Annotated in this window: 13 protein-coding genes; 7 read left to right on the top strand and 6 right to left on the bottom strand. The window is 72.1% G+C overall.

The window, feature by feature from the left end; genetic code table 11:
- Nucleotides 1–208: 208 nt before the first annotated feature.
- Nucleotides 209–2,578: a TIM-barrel domain-containing protein gene (locus tag ACFZCP_RS15855; RefSeq protein ID WP_391427606.1), complete on the top strand. Its 2,370-nt coding sequence runs from the start codon at nucleotides 209–211 to the stop codon at nucleotides 2,576–2,578.
- A gap of 10 nt (nucleotides 2,579–2,588) precedes the next feature.
- On the opposite strand, the gene ACFZCP_RS15850 is transcribed toward ACFZCP_RS15855, so the two are convergent.
- Nucleotides 2,589–3,125 (bottom strand): NUDIX domain-containing protein, encoded by a 537-nt coding sequence (locus tag ACFZCP_RS15850; RefSeq protein WP_391427605.1) that lies wholly within the window; start codon nucleotides 3,123–3,125, stop codon nucleotides 2,589–2,591.
- A gap of 231 nt (nucleotides 3,126–3,356) precedes the next feature.
- Here ACFZCP_RS15850 and ACFZCP_RS15845 point away from each other — a divergent pair, with 231 nt between their 5' ends.
- The 5 genes from ACFZCP_RS15845 (at nucleotide 3,357) to glpK (ending at nucleotide 9,442) form a co-directional block, all read left to right on the top strand.
- Entirely contained in the window at nucleotides 3,357–3,803 is a 447-nt protein-coding gene (locus tag ACFZCP_RS15845; protein ID WP_391427604.1) for a zinc ribbon domain-containing protein, read from the top strand.
- On the top strand, nucleotides 3,800–4,990 hold the full coding sequence (locus ACFZCP_RS15840; RefSeq protein ID WP_391427603.1) for a lipid-transfer protein: 1,191 nt from the start codon (nucleotides 3,800–3,802) through the stop codon (nucleotides 4,988–4,990). Before ACFZCP_RS15845 ends, ACFZCP_RS15840 begins: the two co-directional genes overlap by 4 nt.
- 133 nt (nucleotides 4,991–5,123) lie before the next feature.
- A complete protein-coding gene (locus ACFZCP_RS15835) occupies nucleotides 5,124–6,773 on the top strand; it encodes an EAL domain-containing protein (protein ID WP_391427602.1) in 1,650 nt (549 codons plus the stop codon).
- Between the two features lie 363 nt (nucleotides 6,774–7,136).
- A complete protein-coding gene (locus ACFZCP_RS15830; protein WP_391427601.1) occupies nucleotides 7,137–7,874 on the top strand; it encodes an MIP family channel protein in 738 nt (245 codons plus the stop codon).
- Between the two features lie 47 nt (nucleotides 7,875–7,921).
- Nucleotides 7,922–9,442, top strand: a complete 1,521-nt coding sequence (gene glpK / locus ACFZCP_RS15825; RefSeq protein ID WP_391427600.1) for a glycerol kinase GlpK — start codon at nucleotides 7,922–7,924, stop codon at nucleotides 9,440–9,442.
- Between the two features lie 118 nt (nucleotides 9,443–9,560).
- Here the strand turns inward: glpK and ACFZCP_RS15820 are convergent, their stop codons facing one another.
- From ACFZCP_RS15820 to ACFZCP_RS15800, 5 genes are read right to left on the bottom strand one after another with little or no spacing between them, the layout of a single operon-like run.
- Entirely contained in the window at nucleotides 9,561–10,166 is a 606-nt protein-coding gene (locus ACFZCP_RS15820) for an ATP/GTP-binding protein (RefSeq protein ID WP_391427599.1), read from the bottom strand.
- Complete coding sequence (locus ACFZCP_RS15815) at nucleotides 10,147–13,785, bottom strand: hydantoinase B/oxoprolinase family protein (protein ID WP_391427598.1); 3,639 nt, start codon at nucleotides 13,783–13,785, stop codon at nucleotides 10,147–10,149. The genes ACFZCP_RS15820 and ACFZCP_RS15815 overlap by 20 nt, the downstream gene beginning before the upstream one ends.
- Before the next feature lie 24 nt (nucleotides 13,786–13,809).
- Nucleotides 13,810–14,205, bottom strand: a complete 396-nt coding sequence (locus tag ACFZCP_RS15810; RefSeq protein WP_362687095.1) for a DUF742 domain-containing protein — start codon at nucleotides 14,203–14,205, stop codon at nucleotides 13,810–13,812.
- Nucleotides 14,206–14,214: 9 nt separating this feature from the next.
- Complete coding sequence (locus ACFZCP_RS15805) at nucleotides 14,215–14,649, bottom strand: roadblock/LC7 domain-containing protein (protein WP_391427597.1); 435 nt, start codon at nucleotides 14,647–14,649, stop codon at nucleotides 14,215–14,217.
- Entirely contained in the window at nucleotides 14,646–17,495 is a 2,850-nt protein-coding gene (locus tag ACFZCP_RS15800) for a nitrate- and nitrite sensing domain-containing protein (protein ID WP_391427596.1), read from the bottom strand. The genes ACFZCP_RS15805 and ACFZCP_RS15800 overlap by 4 nt, the downstream gene beginning before the upstream one ends.
- A gap of 417 nt (nucleotides 17,496–17,912) precedes the next feature.
- Here ACFZCP_RS15800 and ACFZCP_RS15795 point away from each other — a divergent pair, with 417 nt between their 5' ends.
- Entirely contained in the window at nucleotides 17,913–18,446 is a 534-nt protein-coding gene (locus ACFZCP_RS15795) for a hypothetical protein (RefSeq protein ID WP_391427595.1), read from the top strand.
- Nucleotides 18,447–18,780: the final 334 nt, after the last annotated feature.

Below are 18,780 nucleotides of genomic sequence, written 5' to 3'. Positions count from 1 at the left end.
GCTCCCGGACTGTGCGCGTCGTGTGCGTCGGTCCGCGCACGGGCTGGGGTGTGCGCGTGACGCGGCTGACAGGGACGATGCCATGTGATCGACTTCTGCACCAGGGTGCGCCCCACATAGTCCGTGTCATGAAGATGTGGTCCTGGCACGGGTGAACGGAAGTTGAACGAGACGCTCATGTAAGGCGGTCAGTGGCAGGGTGAACAGCATGGACGGTCGTGACCTGGTGCGTTCGATGAGTGTGGTCGGTTCGGGGAGGGCGGCTCAGGGATTGCGTACCGTGCGGGCCGCCTGGCGCAGGAGGCGTATCGACGCCGCCGGACTGCCGCCGCGGGGGGCCGAGCGCGCGCGGGTCCCGGGGCAGGTGCAGGGCGCGGAGCCGGGCCCGGGAGGTGGCCTGATCCGCTTCGGCCGGTCCGAGCTGCGGATCACCGTCGCGGTCAACGGGGCTGTCTTCTGGGGCTGGGACGGGGCGGGCCCGGAGCCGTCGTACGCGCTGGCCGGGAGCTGCCCCGAGCCGGATCCGCGGGCGATGCTGGAGCCGGACAAGGACGGCGGCTGGCGGGTCGTGGCCGAGCGCGTGACGGTCGTCGTCTCCCGGCACGGCGCGGTGCAGGTGTGCACGCCCGGCGGTGTGCTGCTGCGGCGGGATCTGCCGCCGCGCTGGTGGGAGCCGGTCGGCGGGGGCACGGCGCGGTGGATGCAGCGGTCGCAGGTTGCCGCGGACGCCCGGTTCTTCGGCCTGGGCGGGCGCGCCGCCGGACCTCGGCTGCGGGACGGCACCTACCGGCTGTGGAACACCGATCCGGGCGGTGCGTTCGGACCCGGCGACGATCCGCTGTACCTGACCATGCCGGTGCAGCTGGTGGTGGCCGACGCCGCAGCCCATCTGGTGTTCCACGACACCACGTGGGACGGCCGGGTGACGTTGCGGGAGGGCGAGGAGGGCGCGGGGTCCGGACACGACCGGGCCGGGCGCTGTGAGATGCGCATGGAGGGCGGTCCGCTGCGCTGCTGGGTGATCGTGGGCACCCCCGCGCGCGTGCTGCACACCTGGGCGTCGCTGACCGGGGCACCCGCGCTGCCGCCGGAATGGGCGCTCGGTCACCACCACGCGCGGTGGGGCTTCGGCAGCGAGCAGGAGGTCCGCCGGATCGTCGCGGGCTACCAGGAGCGCGGTCTGCCGCTGGACGCCGTCCACCTGGACATCGACCACTACGAGGGCCATCAGGTGTTCACGGTCGATCAGGAGCGCTTCCCGAAGCTGCCGGCGCTCGCCGAGGAACTGCGCCGGGACGGGATCCGGCTGGTGTCCGTCGTCGACCCGGCGGTGAAGGCCGTGCCGGGCAACGCAGTGTACGACGGCGGGTCGGCCGTGGACGCGTTCGTCCGGGACGCCGCGGGTCGCTCGGTGCGGGGCGAGGTGTGGGCCGGCGAGTCGGTCTTCCCGGACTTCACGCACGCGCGCGTGCGCAAGTGGTGGGGCGGGCTCTACGAGGAGCGGCTCGAACAGGGCTTCGCGGGCTTCTGGCACGACATGAACGAGCCGACGTCCTTCAACGCCTTCGGTGAAGCGACGCTGCCGCGGTCGGCCCGGCATGCCCTGGAGGGGCGCGGCGGCGACCACCGGGAGGCGCACAACGTGTATGCGCTCTGCATGGCCAGAGCGGCGTACGAGGGGCTGCGCGAGCTGACGCCCCGGGAGCGGCCCTTCCTGTTCTCACGGTCCGGCTGGGCGGGCATGCAGCGCTACGGCGGCACCTGGTCGGGAGACGTGGCGACGGGCTGGCCGGGCCTGCGGGCCTCACTGTCGCTGGTGCTGGGGCTCGGGCTGTGCGGAGTGCCGTACTCGGGTCCGGACGTGGGCGGTTTCGACGGGAGTCCGTCGCCGGAGCTGTATCTGCGCTGGTTCCAGCTCGGCGCGTACCTGCCGCTGTTCCGGACGCACGCAGGTCTGCGGGCCGGGCGTCGCGAGCCCTGGGAGTTCGGCCCCGAGGTACTGGAGCACGCGCGCGTGGCGCTGGCCGGACGCCGGCGGCTGCTGCCGTACTTCATGACGCTGGCGCATCTGGCCCGGCGCACCGGCGCGCCCTATGTGCGGCCGGTGTGGTGGGGGTCGCCGGAGGACCGTGCGCTGCGCGACTGCGAGGACGCGTTCCTGCTCGGCGACTGTCTTCTGGTGGCGCCGGTCATGGACCCGGGGGCCGACCGGCGGGCGGTGCAGCTCCCGCGGGGCCGTTGGTACGACACGGTGACCGAGCAGGCGTACGAGGGTCCGGCGCAGGTCCTCGTGGACGCGCCGCTGTCGCGGATTCCGGTGCTCGCGCGCGCGGGCGCGGTCGTTCCCGTCCGGGGCGAGGACGGCGGGCTGGAGCTGGAGGTGTGGGCGCCCGCCCGTGGGCGGACCGGCGGCGGGCTGGTCGTGCCGGACACGGGCCAGGGCCGGGACGACCCGGCGATCGAGCGCTACACCGCGCGCCTGCAGGGCACCGACGTGGTGGTCGCGCGGGAACCGGAGGGCCGGGAGGGCGGCGCGGCGGAGCCGCCCTACCCGGTGCGCGTCCGGGGACTCGGCTGAGGGGCCGGCCTCAGGCGTAGCGGCCCTCGAACCATGCCCGCACGGCGAAGGTGTGCAGCGGGAAGGCGAGTTCCTCGGGCCTGCGCAGCAGGTGCCAGCCCGCGGTCTCGTCCGTGGCCGCGGACTGCGGGAGTCCTTCGGCGGGGCGTTCCGGGAGGAGTCCGAACAGCAGCAGATGCCCGTCGGGGGAGCTCATGGCGTCCACGAGCCGCACCTCGCGGGCGGAGGCTTCGATGCCCGTCTCCTCCCTGAGCTCGCGGACGACGGCGTGCTTCCAGTCCTCCCGGTCGTCGATGTATCCGCCGGGCAGCGCCGTGCCTCCGCGCGCGGGGGCGATGGTTCGGGTGATGACCACCAGGGCCGTGCCCTTGGTGTCGTACACGGGCTGGAGCGCGATCGCGACGGGCAGCGGGTTGCGGTAGGCGACACTCCCGCAGGACGGGCAGGTGCGCGGCCAGCCGGAGATGCCCTGCCCGTAGGGCGCTCCGCAGCTCGAACAGTGCGAGTTGGGCGCGGAGTTGGCATTCGAGTGCTGATTTTCGGACACGCGCGGACTGTATCCGATCAGAGGAAGCACGTCTTCCGGCAACGGTGCTCAACACCAGGCCGGGGATCAGGAGGGGCGGCCCGGGACCACCCCCGTCGGCCCCGGAACGCCCCTCCTGACAACACGACACCGAAACGGGCCGTCCGGTTGCGCGGGAGGCCCTGCCGATTTCCGGTTGCCCGTGGCACACTTCTGACGCTTCGTCAGATATTTGCGTCGCCGGGAGGAACCTTGTCGCGCACACGCACACCCGCGGTCTCCGGCTGGTTCACGGGCGAGGGGGACTGCTTCCGGCTCCTGGGCACCCGCTGCTCGTCCTGCGCCACCGTCTTCTTCCCGCGGGAGGACAGCCATTGCCGCAACCCGCGCTGCACGGGCGGCGCGCTGGAGGAGGTCCCGCTGTCACGCCGGGGCCGGATCTGGTCGTACACCGACAGCCGCTACCGGCCTCCGTCACCCTATGTGAGCAGTCCGGAACTTCCGTGGGAGCCGTACGCGTTGATGGCGGTGGAGCTGGAGTCCGAGCGGATCGTGGTGCTGGGGCAGGCGGTTCCCGGGGTCACCGTCGCCGATCTGACGGTGGGCATGGAGGTGCAGGTCGTCCCCGGAGTGCTCCACGAGGACGCGGAGACGACCTGGACGACCTGGCACTGGCGGCCGACGGGGGTGACGGCATGACGGCGGACGTGGCGGTGCTCGGTGCGGGCATGCACCCGTGGGGCAAATGGGGGCGCGGCTTCGCCGAGTACGGGACGGCGGCGGCCCGCGCGGCCCTCGCGGACGCCGGCCTCGCATGGCAGGACGTCGGCTCGATCGTGGGCGCGGACACGGTGCGTGGCGGATACCCGGGGTACGTGGCGGGAGCGACGTTCGCCAGAGCTCTGGGGTGGCAGGGGGCCCGGGTCGCCAGCGTCTATGCGGCCTGCGCGTCGGGTGCGCAGGCGATCGCGACGGCACGGGCGCAGATCCTCGCCGGGCTCGCGGACGTCGTCCTCGTGGTGGGGGCGGACGCCGCACCCAAGGGGTTCTTCCGCCCCGCGGGCGGGGACCGCCCCGACGATCCGGACTGGCTGCGCTTCCGGCTGCTGGGGGCGACGAATCCGGCCTACTTCGGGCTGTACGCGCGCCGTCGCATGGCGGTGCACGGCGACACCCTGGAGGACTTCACCCTGGTCAAGGTGAAGAACGCAGCCCTGGGAGCGCTCAATCCGTACGCGCGCTACCGCAAGCGGGTCACCGCCGAGGAGGTCGCCGCCTCCGCGGTGGTCGCCGCCCCCCTGCGGCTGCTCGACATCTGCGCGACCTCCGACGGCGGCGCCGCCGTGGTGCTGAGCAGCCTGGACTTCGCACGCAGGCACGGAGCGGCGCGGCCGGTGCGGATCCGGGCCGTCTCGACCGTGACACCGCGTTTCCCGAACACGCTGCTGGACCTGCCGGACATCGCCACCGACTCGGCCGCAGCGGTGGAGCCCCCGGGCGAGACCTTCCGGGCGTCCATCGCCCGGACCGCCTACGAGGAGGCGGGGATCGGCCCGGAGGACCTGTCCCTGGCGGAGGTGTACGACCTGTCCACCGCGCTGGAGCTGCAGTGGTACGAGGATCTGGGGCTGTGCGCCGAGGGAGAGGGCGCGAAACTCCTGCGGGAGGGGGCGACGGCCCCGGGCGGCCGCATACCCGTCAACACCAGCGGCGGGCTCGCCTCCTTCGGTGAGGCGGTGCCCGCCCAGGCCATCGCCCAGGTCTGCGAGCTGGTCCAGCAGCTGAGGGACAGGGCGGGCGACCGGCAGGTGGCCGGGGCGAGGGTGGGGATCACGGCGAACCAGGGGCTGTTCGGGCACGGATCGTCGGTGATCGCGGTGCGGTGAGCGGGCCCGTCACGGGCGGTGTGCAACAGGAGTGACTCATGGGGTTGTCCACGCTGTGTGATCAGCCCGGAATGATGCGTGAACGTCTTATGAACTGCGCCAAGGCGTCTGCGGGCAGCGCCAAGATGCTCCCGTGCACTCCTGGACGGATACTCTCCGCTTCGCCTTCCAGCCGGTGGTCAACCTCAGGACGGGCGCCGTCGCCGCACTGGAGATACTCGCACGCCCGGAGACCGGCGACATCCTGGCCGAAGCCCGCCGAGACCCCGAACTCGACGGGAATCTGGCCGTGTTGGCCTTCCGCGCGGCCACGCGCAAGGAGACGCTGCTGCCGCTGCACCTGAACGTGTTCGCGGCCACGCTCGCCGACCTCGGCGGCCTCACCCCGCTGCACGACGCCGTACGCGCGGCGGGGCGGATGCCCTGGGAGGTGACCCTCGATGTCGTGCCGCCCTACACCCATGTCCCTCAGCGCGCCCTGCTGGAGGCGGTGACCGGGCTGCGCGAGCAGGGGTTCCGGATCAGCGCCGACGGGATCGGCGACGGGGACGTGCCCCTCAGGCTGCTCACGGACCTCTCCCCCGACCTGGTGAAGCTCGACGCCTCGCTGCTGGCCCGGCCGGCCGCGGTGCGGGCGATGCGGACCCTGTGCGAGCAACTGGGCGCCCTGGTGGCGGTGGAGGGCGTGGAGACCGAGTTGCAGTGCGCGGCGGCCGTGACGGCCGGAGCGCAGCTCGCCCAGGGCCAGCTGTTCGCTCCGCCGGCCCGGCTCCCGGCGGCGGAGGTATACGTTCCGCCGAGCACTCCCGGTGCGCCGACCGTGCCCCGCCACGGGCCGTCCGTGCGGGAGTTCGTGCGGCCGGCCGCCGTCCTGCCGGTCACCGCCTCGGCGGGGCAGGTACGGGCGCTGCTGACCGGCTCGCCGGACGTCTCCGGTGTGCTGCTCGTGGACCAGTCCGGGACGCCCGTCCGCTCGGTGCACCGGTCGCGTTTCCTGCTGTCGATGTCCGGCCGGTACGGGCACGCCCTGTACGCGGACCGGCCCGCCTTCAAACTGGGGGACGCGCCGCGCACGGTCGGGGTCGACGCCACCGCCTGGGAGGTGCTGGACGTGGTGGCGATCGGCGGCCGCGACCGCACCTCGGACGATGTGGCGGTCGTCGACGGCCGCGGCCGGTGCGTGGGCGTCGTGCGGCTCGCGGATCTCGTGCGGGCGCTGGCCGAGACCCGGGTGGAGGAGGCGGCCGGGCTCAATCCGCTGACCCGGCTGCCGGGTTCCGACGCGATCACGAGCGAGGTGGACCGGCGCATCGCCGACGGGCGGGCGTTCGCGCTCAGCTGGCTGGACATCGACCACTTCAAGCAGGTCAACGACGGCTCCGGGTTCGCGGCCGGCGACGAGCTGATCCGCTCGGTGGGGCGGGCGCTGCAGCAGACGGTGGCCGAGCACGCGCGCGTGGGGCACATCGGCGGGGACGACTTCCTGGTGCTGGCCGAGGAGGAGGCGCTGGACCCGCTGGTCACCGCCGTGCTCGACGCGCCCTGGTCGGCGGGCGGCCGTACCGTCACGCTGTCCCTGGCGACCATCGTGTGCGTGCCCGGCAGCGTGTCCGATCACCGGCAGGCCGCGGCCCGTCTCGCCCCGCTGAAGAAGACGGCGAAGGCACTGAGCGGGACGAGCTGGGTGCTCGGACGCGCGGGCCTTCCCGGCCTGGAGATCCGGCGCGGATCCTGTGCGGCACAGACCCAGGCGCAGTGCGCGGCCGTCAAGCCGCTCCGGTGAAAACCCCTGGCCTTACCGGCCGTTGAGCTCTCACCTGCGGGAAGGAACCCGTCGACCTCCGGTCCACGGAAACCGCTGTCATCGTTGCCGTCGGCGACCTTGACGGTCCCTCTGCGCCGGTGAACACTTCCCGGTGTCAGCCGACATCGCCGTACATTCTCGGCGTAATCAGGCACTGTGCCGTGGACCTTTCCTCATCCACGATCCGTCCCCTCTGGGCGATCCGGCTGCGACGGCATGCTCGTCACGGACGCCGGGCGGGGCGCGGGACCCTCCCTGCCTTCGGCGGAAGTCATTCAAGAGAACCGTTCCTGCACGGAGGGCCGGGGCCGCTCGCCCCGATCCGGCGCCTAGGGAGCCGCCATGAGCAACGGAGACATCTTCGTCGGCGAGGTCATCGGCACGGCGATCCTGATCCTGTTCGGTGCCGGTGTCTGCGCCGCCGTCACCCTCAGACACTCCAAGGCGCGCGCCTCGGGGTGGGTCGTCATCGCGTTCGGCTGGGGGTTCGGTGTGCTCGCGGGCGCCTACACCGCGGCTCCCCTCTCCGGAGGCCAGCTCAATCCCGCGGTCACCATCGGCATCGCCGTCGACACCGGCAAGTGGGACAAGGTCTGGGTCTATCTGCTCGGCCAGTTCGTCGGCGCGATGCTCGGCGCCGTCCTGACGTATCTGGTCTATCTGGCCCAGTTCCAGGCCAATGTGCACGAGGAGGACACGGCGGAGGAGCCGACACCGACCCTCGGCATCTTCTCCACCGTCCCCGAGATCCGGAACCCGGTCGCCAACCTCATCACCGAGATCATCGCGACGATGGCGCTCGTCCTGCCCGTCCTCGCCTTCGGGCTGACCAGGGGACTCGGCGAGTCCGGCACCACCGCGCTGATCGTCTCGCTGCTCGTCGTCGGCATCGGCCTGTCCCTGGGCGGGCCCACGGGCTATGCCATCAACCCGACGCGCGACCTCGGCCCACGGATCGTCCACACCGTCCTGCCGATCCCGAACAAGGGCACCTCCGACTGGGGTTACGCCTGGATCCCGGTCGTCGGCCCTCTGATCGGCGGGGCGCTCGCGGGCCTCGTCTACAACGCAGCCTTCTGATCCCGAGACCGAACACCGCCTTCCGATCCAGCGACCAAGGGGTAGCCATGACGGACACCGCCGGGAAGTACGTCGCCGCCATCGACCAGGGCACCACTTCGAGCCGCTGCATCATCTTCGACCACGGCGGCGCGATCGTCGCCGTGGACCAGCGCGAGCACCGCCAGATCTTCCCGAAGCCGGGCTGGGTGGAGCACGACGCCACCGAGATCTGGTCCAAGGTGCAGGCCGTGGTGGCCGGGGCGCTCGCCAAGGCCGGTCTGCGGGCCGACCAGTTGAGCGCCCTCGGCATCACCAACCAGCGGGAGACCACCGTCCTGTGGGACCGCTCCACCGGCAAGCCCGTGCACAACGCGATCGTCTGGCAGGACACCCGTACCGCGGCGCTGTGCAACGAACTGGGCGGCACCGACGGCCAGGACCGCTTCCGCGACCAGACCGGACTGCCGCTGGCCAGCTACTTCTCCGGGCCCAAGGCGGCCTGGCTGCTCGACAACGTGCCCGGCCTCAGGGACCGTGCCGAACGAGGCGAGATCGCCTTCGGCACCATCGACTCCTGGCTGATCTGGAACCTGACCGGCGGCACGGACGGCGGCCGGCACGTCACCGACGTCACGAACGCCGGCCGCACCATGCTGATGAACCTGGAGACCCTCCAGTGGGATCCCGCCATCCTCTCCGCAATGAACGTCCCCGAGTCGGTCCTGCCCGAGATCAGGTCGTCCGCCGAGGTGTACGGCACCGCCGTCGGCCCACTCGCCGGTGTGCCCGTGGCCTCGGCACTGGGCGACCAGCAGGCCGCCGTGTTCGGGCAGGCCTGCTACGACGTGGGCACCGCGAAGAACACCTACGGCACCGGGAGCTTCCTGCTGCTCAACACCGGCGACCGGCCGGTGCCGTCCAAGAGCGGGCTGCTGACGACGATGGGCTACAAGCTCGGCGGTGAGGCGCCGGTCTACTGCCTGGAAGGGTCCATAGCGATAACGGGCGCGCTGGTCCAGTGGTTCCGCGACCAGCTCGGCATCATCCGCACCGCCGACGAGATCGAGACACTGGCGGCGAGCGTCGAGGACAACGGCGGTGCCTACATCGTTCCGGCCTTCTCCGGCCTGTTCGCACCGTACTGGCGCTCCGACGCACGCGGAGTCGTCACCGGGCTGACCCGGTACGTCACCAAGGCCCACCTGGCGCGCGCGGTGCTGGAGGCGACGAGCTGGCAGACGCGCGAGGTCGTGGACGCCATGTACCAGGACTCGGGGGTACGGATCACCACCCTGAAGGTCGACGGCGGCATGACCGGGAACAACCTGCTCATGCAGCACCAGGCGGACGTCCTCGGCGTGCCGGTGATCCGGCCCCGGGTGTCCGAGACGACGTGTCTGGGCGCCGCCTACGCGGCCGGCCTGGCCACGGGGGTGTGGAACGACCTCGACGAGCTGAAGTCGCACTGGCAGCAGGACGCCCGGTGGACTCCGGCGATGGAGGCGCCGGTACGCGACCGCGAGTACCGGAACTGGCGCAGGGCGGTGGAGAAGAGCTTCGCCTGGCTGGAGGACGACGAGGTCTAGGCGGCCCCGGCGCGCTTCACGCGCGCGTGCCGTGTGCCCGGAGCGGGCACACGCGCGTGGCTCCCCCAGGGACCACGGCCCGTACCCCGGTCGGCGGGGGTACGGGCCGTGCCGTGGGTCAGGTGGTGACGGCCTGGCGCCGGCCCGCGGCGTAGTCCATCGCGTGCTGGACGACTCCGATCAGCACTTCCTTGGCCGACTCCCGGTCGCGGGCGTCGCACAGCAGGACGGGCACGTCCTCGTCCAGGTCAAGGGCCTGGCGGACGGTCTGTGCCGGGTAACGGTCGGCTCCTTCGAAGCAGTTGACGCCGACGAGGAACGGTATGGCGCGTCTCTCGAAGTAGTCGACAGCGGCGAAACAGTCCTCCAGACGGCGTGTGTCGGCGAGCACCACGGCACCGAGCGCGCCCTCGGACAGCTCGTCCCACATGAACCAGAACCGTTCCTGCCCGGGTGTCCCGAACAGGTACAGCACAAGGTCCTCGCGGAGGGTGATGCGGCCGAAGTCCATGGCCACGGTGGTCGTGTGCTTGCCCTCCACACCGGTGGTGTCGTCGACCGGGCGCCCGGCCTCGGTGAGCGACTCCTCGGTGCGCAGCGGCCTGATCTCGCTGACCGCACCGACGAGGGTGGTCTTGCCCACGCCGAAGCCGCCCGCCACCAGGATCTTGAGCGTGACGGGCTCGACGGGGGGCTTGCCGCGTTCAGAACGCCCGACGATCATCGATCTCTTCTCCTGCTTGCTGGTGATCGGACGACGGTCGGCCGTAGCCGCCGCCACCGGGGGTTTCGATGACGAGGACGTCGCCGGGACCGACGTCCGCCGAGCCGCTTCCGCCGAGTTCGGTGACGGTGCCGTCGGCACGCTCCACCCGGTTGGCACCGAGCGCTCCGGGCTCGCCGCCCGCCATGCCGTACGGCGGCACACGGCGGTGCTGGGAGAGTGTGGAGACGGTCATGGGTTCGAGGAAGCGGATGCGTCGTACGGCGCCGTGCCCGCCGCGCCAGTGCCCGGAGCCGCCGCTCCCCCGCCGGATCGCGAACTCCTCGAGTCTGACGGGCAGCCGCCACTCCAGCACCTCGGGGTCCGTGAGCCGTGAGTTGGTCATGTGTGTCTGGACCACGTCGGCGCCGGGGAAGCCGTCGCCCGCTCCGGATCCGGAGGCCACGGTCTCGTAGTACTGGTGACGCTCGTTGCCGAAGGTGACGTTGTTCATGGTCCCGGAGCCCTCGGCCTGGACACCGAGCGCGGCGTACAGGGCGCCGGTGAGGGCCTGCGAGGTCTCCACGTTGCCCGCCACGACGGCGGCGGGCGGCTCGGGGGCGAGCATGGAGCCGGCGGGGACGACGATGTCCAGGGGGCGCAGACAGCCGTCGTTGAGCGGGATGTCGTCGGCGACCAGGGTGCGGAACACGTACAGGACCACCGCGTTGACGACCGAGAACGGCGCGTTGAAGTTGGTGGCGAGCTGTGCGGAGGTGCCCGTGAAGTCGATGGCCGCCCGCCGCGCGCCACGGTCGACACGCACGCGGACCCGGATGACGGCACCCGAGTCCGTCTCGTAGGCGTACTCCCCGTCGTCCAGGGCGTCGATGACGCGGCGGACCGCTTCCTCGGCGTTGTCCTGGACGTGCCGCATGTAGGCCTGGACCACGTCGAGGCCGAATTCACCGATCATGCGGCGGACCTCGTCGACACCCTTCTGGTTGGCGGCGATCTGGGCGCGCAGGTCGGCGAGGTTGGTGCGGACGTTGCGGGAGGGGTGGGGCGCCTCCATGAGCAGGCGGCGGGTCTCCTCCTCCCGGAAGCGGCCGTTCTCGGCGAGCAGCCAGTTGTCGAAGAGGACACCCTCCTCGTCGATGGTCCGGCTGTGGGCGGGCATGGAACCCGGGGCGATCCCGCCGATCTCGGCGTGGTGACCGCGCGAGGCGACGTAGAAGAGGATCTGCGGATCACTCTCCGTGTCTGTCGCGGGCTGGGTGTCGAAGACCGGGGTGATCACGGTGACGTCGGGCAGATGGGTGCCGCCGTGGTACGGGTCGTTGACCGCGTAGGTGTCGCCCGGGTGCATCGCGGTACCGCGGCGGCGGATGACCTCTTTGACGCTCGTGCCCATGGAACCGAGGTGGACGGGGATGTGAGGGGCGTTGGCCACCAGGTTTCCGTCCGGGTCGAACAGGGCGCAGGAGAAGTCCAGGCGCTCCTTGATGTTGACGGACTGGGCCGTGGACTCCAGCCGGGCGCCCATCTGTTCGGCGATCGACATGAAGAGGTTGTTGAAGACCTCAAGCAGAACCGGGTCGGCTTCCGTGCCGAGGTCGGAACTCTGCGTAACCGCCGCGCGTTCCATGACCAGATGCCCGTCGTCGGTCGCCGCGGCCCGCCAGCCGTCGTCGACGACGGTCGTGGCGCCGGCCTCGGTGATGACCGCGGGGCCGGTGACGGTCCCGCCGGGCGGAAGGGCCTCCCGGCGGTGGAGGGGTACGTCGTGCCAGGAACCGTCGGTGTGGAGGCGGACGGTCTCGGGTGCGGCGGGCCGGCCCTCGTAGGGAGCGAGGGCGGACAGATCGGGGGGTGCGGTGATGCCGGTGGCTTCGACGGAGAGGGCTTCGACGACGACCGGGCGGTCGAGGGCGAAGGAGTACGTGGCGCGATGACGTTCTTCGAAGGCGCGCTTCATCGCGCCGGGCTCGGTCAGCTCGACGGTGAGGGTGGTGTCGGTGCCGTCGTAACGGAGCTGGGCACGCCGGGTGACCTCGACGCGGTCCTCTGGGACGTCCTCGGCGAGGAGCTCGGCGCGCGCGGCGGCCTCCAGGTCGGCGGCCGTCTTGTGGATCGCGGGCATCGAGGCCGCTTCCAGCGGAGCCTCGACGGACTGCTCGCGCATGGCCGTGGTGTCGGCGAGGCCGATGCCGAGCGCGGACAGGAGACCTGCCATGGGGGGTACGAGGACGGTGCGGATGCCGAGGGAGTCGGCGACCCTGCAGGCGTGCTGGCCGCCCGCTCCGCCGAAGGTGGTGAGGGCGTAGCGGGTGACGTCGTGCCCCTTCTGGACGGAGATCCGCTTCACCGCGTTGGCGATGTTGGCGACCGCGATCTGCAGATAGCCCTCGGCGACCTGCTCCGGGGTACGGTCGTCGCCGGTCCGCTCACGGATCTCGCGCGCGAGGGCCGCGAAGCGGTCGCGGACCAGGGCGGCGTCCAGCGGCTGGTCGCCGTCCGGGCCGAACACCGCGGGGAAGTGTCCGGGGTGGATGCGGCCGAGCATCACGTTGGCGTCGGTGACGGTGAGCGGGCCGCCGGCCCGGTAGCAGGCGGGTCCGGGGTCGGCGCCGGCCGAGTCGGGTCCGACCCGGTAGCGGGAGCCGTCGAAGTGGAGCACCGAGCCGCCGCCTGCGGCGACGGTGTGGATGTCCAGCATCGGGGCACGCAGCCGGACGCCCGCGATCCGCGTGGTGAAGACGCGTTCGTACTCGCCGGCGAAGTGGGAGACGTCGGTCGAGGTGCCGCCCATGTCGAAGCCGATGACGCGGTCGAAGCCGGCGCGCTGCGACATGCGGGCCATGCCGACGATCCCGCCGGCCGGCCCGGAGAGGACGGCGTCCTTGCCGCGGAACTGTCCGGCCTCGGTGAGCCCTCCGTTGGACTGCATGAACATCAGCCGCACGTCGCGCAGCTCGTCGGCGACGTGGCGCACGTAGCGGCGCAGCACGGGCGAGAGGTAGGCGTCGACGACGGCGGTGTCGCCGCGCGGGACGAGCTTCATCAGCGGGCTGACCTCGCTGGAGAGCGAGATCTGGGTGAAGCCGGTGTCAGCTGCGAGGGCACCGATCGCGCGTTCGTGGGCGGGGTGGAGGTGGCTGTGCAGACAGACGACGGCGACCGCCCGGATTCCGTCGTCGTACGCCTGCCGGAGGGGGCCCGCGAGGGCGTCCGGGTCGGGGGCCCGCAGGACGGTGCCGTCGGCGGCGATGCGTTCGTCGGCCTCGATCACCCGCTCGTACAGAAGCTCGGGCAGTTCGATGCGACGGGCGAAGATGCCGGGTCGGTTCTGGTAGGCGATGCGCAGGGCGTCGCGGAAGCCACGGGTGATCACCAGAAGGGTGCGTTCGCCCTTGCGTTCCAGCAGGGCGTTGGTGGCGACGGTCGTGCCCATGCGGACGGCGTCGACACGCTCCTCGGAGCCGTCGAGCAGCTCGCGCACGCCGGCGACGGCCGCGTCGGCGTACCGGGCGGGATTGTCGGACAGCAGCTTGTGCGTGAGCAGGCGGCCGTCCGGGCGACGCGCGACGATGTCGGTGAAGGTGCCGCCCCTGTCGACCCAGAACTGCCAGCCAGTCACGTCATTACTCCGCTTCTGCGCCGGTCACAGCGCCCGGAGGCCGTTGATCACGTCGCGCAGAATACTCTCGTCCGGCAGCTCGGCCGGCGGGACCGGCCGGGTCACATGGACGAGTTCCGCGTGCACGAGATCCCCGATGAGTACGCGCACCACTCCGGTGGGCAGGTCGAGTTCCGCGGCGAGTTCGGCGACCGACTGCGGTTCCTGACGGCACAGTCCGACGATCTCCACATGCTCCGGGGCAAGCGTCGGGTCCCCCTCCGGATCCCCCGCGCCGGGTTCGGTGACGACCACCGCGATCAGGTCGAGGCGGTGCTGTGCCGGGCTCGTGGTCCGTCCGCGCGTCATGGCGTAGGGGCGGACGACCGGCCCGGCCTCGTCGTCGAACCAGTGGCTTCTTCCCTGACCGTCTCCGCTCATGTCATCCCACTACCCGCCTGCGGGCAGATCGGTGCGCGGAGCGGTACCCAGATGCACACCGACCCGCTTGACCAGGAGGGTCATCTCGTAGGCGACCTGACCGACGTCGGAGTCGGCGTCCGAGAGGACGGCGAGGCAGCTGCCGTCCCCGGCGGCGGTCACGAACAGGAAGGCGTCGTCGAGTTCGACCACGGTCTGCCGGACGCTGCCCGCGTCGAAGTGGCGACCCACCCCCTTGGCCAGGCTGTGGAAGCCGGACGCGACGGCGGCCAGGTGCTCGCTGTCCTCCCTGGTCAGGTCTTTGGACACGCCCGTGGGCAGACCGTCGCCGGAGAGCACGACGGCCTTGCGGATGCTGGCCACCCGGTCGACGAGCTCGTCCAGGAGCCAGTTCAGCTCCATCTTGTTCGTCTCCGTGGTGCCGGTGGCCTTCGGTGCGGTCATCGACCGTCCCCCTTAGTCGTTCCGTGTGCTGTGCCGTTCTGGGCGTCGTCGCCCGCGGCGTTCTCCTCGCGCCCGCGCTGCCAGCCGCGCTGCAGCGAGGCCATCCGGCTGCGGACCTCGTCGGCGTCGCGGTCGGCCGGCTGCGTCCCGGGGTCGGGGCGCCGCTCGGGTTCCTGCCTCAGTTGCGGGGCCAGGTTGGCCTGCCGTACGCGCCGGGGCAGCGGCCCGTTGCCGGGCCCGGGCTCCGGGGCCGGCTGGCCGGGGGGCGAAGCGGCATCGCTCAAACTACCGCCGGGACCTTGCGCCGGTTGCCGGGGCCGCCTGGGCAGGGCCGGGGACTCGGAGGTCTCGTCCGCGCCGCCCGTGCCGATCGCCCTGCGCTCGTCGCCGGGGTCGGCGAGCCCCGGGGAGCGCTGCGCCGCCTCGCCCCGGCGGCGGGTGGGCAGGGGAGCGAGTCCGCCCGTGTCGGCACGGCGCGGTCCGGTGGCGGGCGGCTCGTCCGCGTCACCACGCCGGGAGCGCTGCTCCGTGACGGGCTTTCCGTGCGAGCTGACCAGCTTGGGCGTCTGCCGCCGGGGCAGCGGTACGGGTCCGCCGGAGCGGTCGGCGGCCGCCCTGTCGTCGGCGGTGCCGTCCATGGCGCGCGGGGAGGCCGTCAGGCGGGGCTCACCCGGCCGGGAGGCTGCCGGTTCGTCGGCGCTGCCGCGGGAGCGGCGGGGGCGGAACAGCCCGCCTCGCTCGCTCTCCTCGTCCGTCAGGGCGCCCGGGAAGTCGTCGATGGCGTCCAGGTCCACAGGGGCCTCCAGCTCCACCGGTCCGTCCAGCAGGGAGGTCGGCAGGCCGGGCAGCTGCGCCGGCGCCTGCGACCGGGCGGGGGTGAGGCTCGCCGCATGCCCGGCTTCCATCGGGGGGCGGTCCCGGTCCAGGCGGAAGCCGATGCCGTTGGTGTCCGGGACGTCGTCGGTGAGCAGCGTGTCGGGGATGAAGACGACGGCGGTGGTGCCGCCGTAGGGGGACGGCTGCAGGGAGACACGGACGTTCTGGCGCTGGGCGAGGCGGCTGACCACGAACAGGCCGAGCCGGTCCGTGTCGGAGAGTTCGAACTCGGGGGTCTCGGCGAGCCGGAGGTTGGCGTCCAGCAGTGCCTCGGCCGCCATGCCCAGGCCCCGGTCGTGGATCTCCAGGGTGAAGCCGTTGGCGACCCGCTCGCCGAGCACCTGGACGGCGGTGTGCGGCGGCGAGAACACCGTGGCGTTCTCCAGGAGTTCGGCCACCAGATGGGTGAGGTCGGCGACGGCCGGGCCGGTGACGGCGACACGCGGCAGGCGCCGGACCTCGATGCGTTCGTAGTCCTCGACCTCGGCCACGGCGGCGCGGACGACGTCCATCAACTGCACGGGACGGCGCCACTGCCGCGACGGGGCGGCGCCGGACAGGATCACCAGGCCCTCGGCGTGCCGGCGCATACGGGTGGTGAGGTGGTCCAGGCGGAAGAGGTCGGCGAGTTCGTCGGTGTCCTCGGTCCTTCGTTCCATGGTGTCGAGCATGGTGAGCTGCTTGTGCAGCAGCACCTGGCTGCGCCGGGCGAGGTTGACGAAGACCTCGGAGACACCGGCCCGCAGTTCGGCCTGCTTGACGGCGGCCTCGACGGCGGCGCGCTGCAGGGTGTTGAGCGCCTGGCCGACCTCGCCGATCTCGTTCTTGTCGTACTCCAGCCGGGGCACCTCGGTCTCGATGTCGACCTGCTCACCGGTGGACAGGCGCCGCATCACGCTGGGCAGGCGCACCCCGGACGCCTCGTGCGCCTCCAGGCGCAGCTGCCGCAGATCGCGGATGAGGCTGCGGCCTACGCGGACGGACAGGACGAGGGAGAGCAGCAGGGCGACGAGGCCGAGGACGCCCGCGACGGCCGCCTGCCCGATCACGGTCATGGCCACGGGCCGCATCCGGTCCTGGTAGCGGTCGCCGGCCTGGTCGTCGAGGGTGCCGAGACGGTCGAGAACGCCGCCCGCGGCGGAGTCCCAGCTCTGGGCGGTGACGCCGTGCGGGGTGCCGGCGTCGGTGCCGACGGCGGTCTCCTCGGCCACGCGCAGCGGGGCGGTGGCGGCGTTCTTCCAGAAGCGTTCGTACCGTTCGCGCTCTCTGGCGGGCAGCAGCGGGAGATTGGTGTCGTACAGGAGGGTCCGCTGGGCGACGAGGTCGGAGATGTCGCGGGTCTCTTCGTGGGAGAGGGTGCCGACCACCAGCGAGGAGCCGAGCAGGGCGTCCTCGCGGGAGAGCAGCTCGCGGGCGCGGCTGACGTTGACCAGGGCCTGGCCCTGCTTCTCGATCTCGACGTCGTCGATGCCTTCGAGGGCGGAGAGCAGCGAGTAGCAGGGGTCCACGAGCCGGTTGTAGAACCTGAGGGCATCGACGCGGCTGACCGTGCGCTCCTCGACGCTGCGACGCAGGGAGTCGAGGCCGTCGAAGGCGTCCAGGACGGCGGTGAGGCGCTCGGTGTCGCCCGCGTCCAGATCGTCGCGGACGTCGTGGTCCTTGGCGTTCCTGCGGATCTTGGCAACGGCCCGGTCGGTGGCGGCGCGGGTGCGCTGCAACGCCGAAAGGGAGTCGGCCGCCCGCGGGTCGGCCAGGTAGACGAGTGACTGGCGCCGTTCCTGCTGCAGGACGCGCACCGTGTCGTCCGCGGGATAGCCGATGTGCTGCACGACATCCGTCACGTGGAAGAGACGGGTGACTTCACGCCCCGTGAGTACCGTGGCGAAGCCCCAGACGGCGGTCAGGGACACCAGCGGCACGAGAAGCAGCGCCACGATCTTCCGGCGGATCGACTTCCCGCGAAAGCGCATGGCCTCCCCCAGCTCGACCCCCGCCGGCCGGGGGTACACATGTCCGTCAACAAACGGCGCGAGCCTACTACCGCCCCACGGCTAACTCGAAGACACGTCCGGAGGGCGAGCTTCCGTTCTGGGGCCGAGAGATGGCGAGTTGTCCGGGCATTGCGGGAGATTGCGCCCGGGATGCGCGTGCCCACACCGGGGCGGAGGAAGAAGTACGGACAGTCGGTTGGCTGGAAGTTTTCGCAAGTGGGGAATCTTCGGGGGCCGTTGTTCGTCCTTCTCTACGGGAAATGGGGGCGGAATCGGCCACAGGAGCCGCATCCCGCACCCCGGCGGCGTAAATCAGCGCAAGCCGGGCAACCACTGGGGACGGGGTCTTCGGGCACCGGGGCGAGCGGTCTGCTGGCGGTGGGGAGTGACACGGTGATGGGGACGGCGGAGCGGCGCGAAGCGCCCGAGGAGAGCGAGTCGGAGCGCTCGGCGGCACGGCGGCGCCGACAGGCGCCGGATCGCGACATTCCGGCGCATGAGGAAGCTGGGGCGACCTTCGGCGGACAGCAGGAGCTGTGGCACAGGCCGCTGTGGGTCGAGGAGCCCGCGCGGCGGCGCCGCATGCCTGACCCGGTGCGTACGGCGGCGGTGCGGGCGGTGCTGATCATCTCGGTGACGCTGATCCAGGCCATGGTCGCGTTCCTGTGCACGCTGGCCGGCTCCTGGCCGGCGTTCCCGATGGTGATCAGCAGCGTAGTCAGCACGGTGGTGGCCACGTGGGCGGTGGTCGACGTGTGGGTGACCCGCCAGGTGTGGAACCAGCGGCACGGTGTGGTCTCCGAGCCGAGCAGCACGGCCCGCTCGTTGCGCCGCGAGCGCCGTGCCCATCGACGCCAGGAGCGGGCGGCCCAGCGGGAGCAGGAGCGGATACGCCGGCGGGGCGGCACCGGTCAGCTGTCGCACCCCTGACCTTCGGCGGCCCGACCGTCCCGGTGCCCTTCGGGTGGACCGGTTCCGAGGAGCCCGTGCAGGGACGGTTCCGGGGACCTCGGCGGGCCGGTTCGGGTGAACCCCTCGGCTTCCCGTCCCGGTGACCTGTGCGGCAGGCGCCGACCGCAGCTGACGTGCCCGGGCGGCAGGCGCCGACCTCGGCAGGCGTCGGCCAGGGCAGGCGGGCCCGGGCACGGCAAATATCGGCATCGGCAGGTGTCGACCGCGGCAGGCGGGCCGGGAGTGCCGCCCGGCGCAGCGACCAGCCGTCGTCCACGACGCACCGGGCCGGCCACAGCCTGCCGGTCGGAGT

The sequence above is a fragment of the Streptomyces sp. NPDC007971 genome (genome assembly GCF_042958635.1).
Classification (GTDB): Bacteria; Actinomycetota; Actinomycetes; order Streptomycetales; family Streptomycetaceae; genus Streptomyces.
The sequence above is the reverse complement of the archived record's forward strand: the minus strand, read 5'-3'. Positions and strand labels throughout refer to the sequence as shown.

Excerpts from the sequence above, each read along its gene's own strand:
- ACFZCP_RS15855 (WP_391427606.1), top strand. The coding sequence starts at position 209 with ATGGACGGTCGTGACCTGGTGCGTTCGATGAGTGTGGTCGGTTCGGGG.
- ACFZCP_RS15840 (WP_391427603.1), top strand. The coding sequence starts at position 3,800 with ATGACGGCGGACGTGGCGGTGCTCGGTGCGGGCATGCACCCGTGGGGC.
- ACFZCP_RS15830 (WP_391427601.1), top strand. The coding sequence starts at position 7,137 with ATGAGCAACGGAGACATCTTCGTCGGCGAGGTCATCGGCACGGCGATC.
- glpK (WP_391427600.1), top strand. The coding sequence starts at position 7,922 with ATGACGGACACCGCCGGGAAGTACGTCGCCGCCATCGACCAGGGCACC.
- ACFZCP_RS15820 (WP_391427599.1), bottom strand. The coding sequence starts at position 10,166 with ATGATCGTCGGGCGTTCTGAACGCGGCAAGCCCCCCGTCGAGCCCGTC.
- ACFZCP_RS15810 (WP_362687095.1), bottom strand. The coding sequence starts at position 14,205 with ATGAGCGGAGACGGTCAGGGAAGAAGCCACTGGTTCGACGACGAGGCC.
- ACFZCP_RS15805 (WP_391427597.1), bottom strand. The coding sequence starts at position 14,649 with ATGACCGCACCGAAGGCCACCGGCACCACGGAGACGAACAAGATGGAG.
- ACFZCP_RS15800 (WP_391427596.1), bottom strand. The coding sequence starts at position 17,495 with ATGCGCTTTCGCGGGAAGTCGATCCGCCGGAAGATCGTGGCGCTGCTT.
- ACFZCP_RS15795 (WP_391427595.1), top strand. The coding sequence starts at position 17,913 with ATGGGGACGGCGGAGCGGCGCGAAGCGCCCGAGGAGAGCGAGTCGGAG.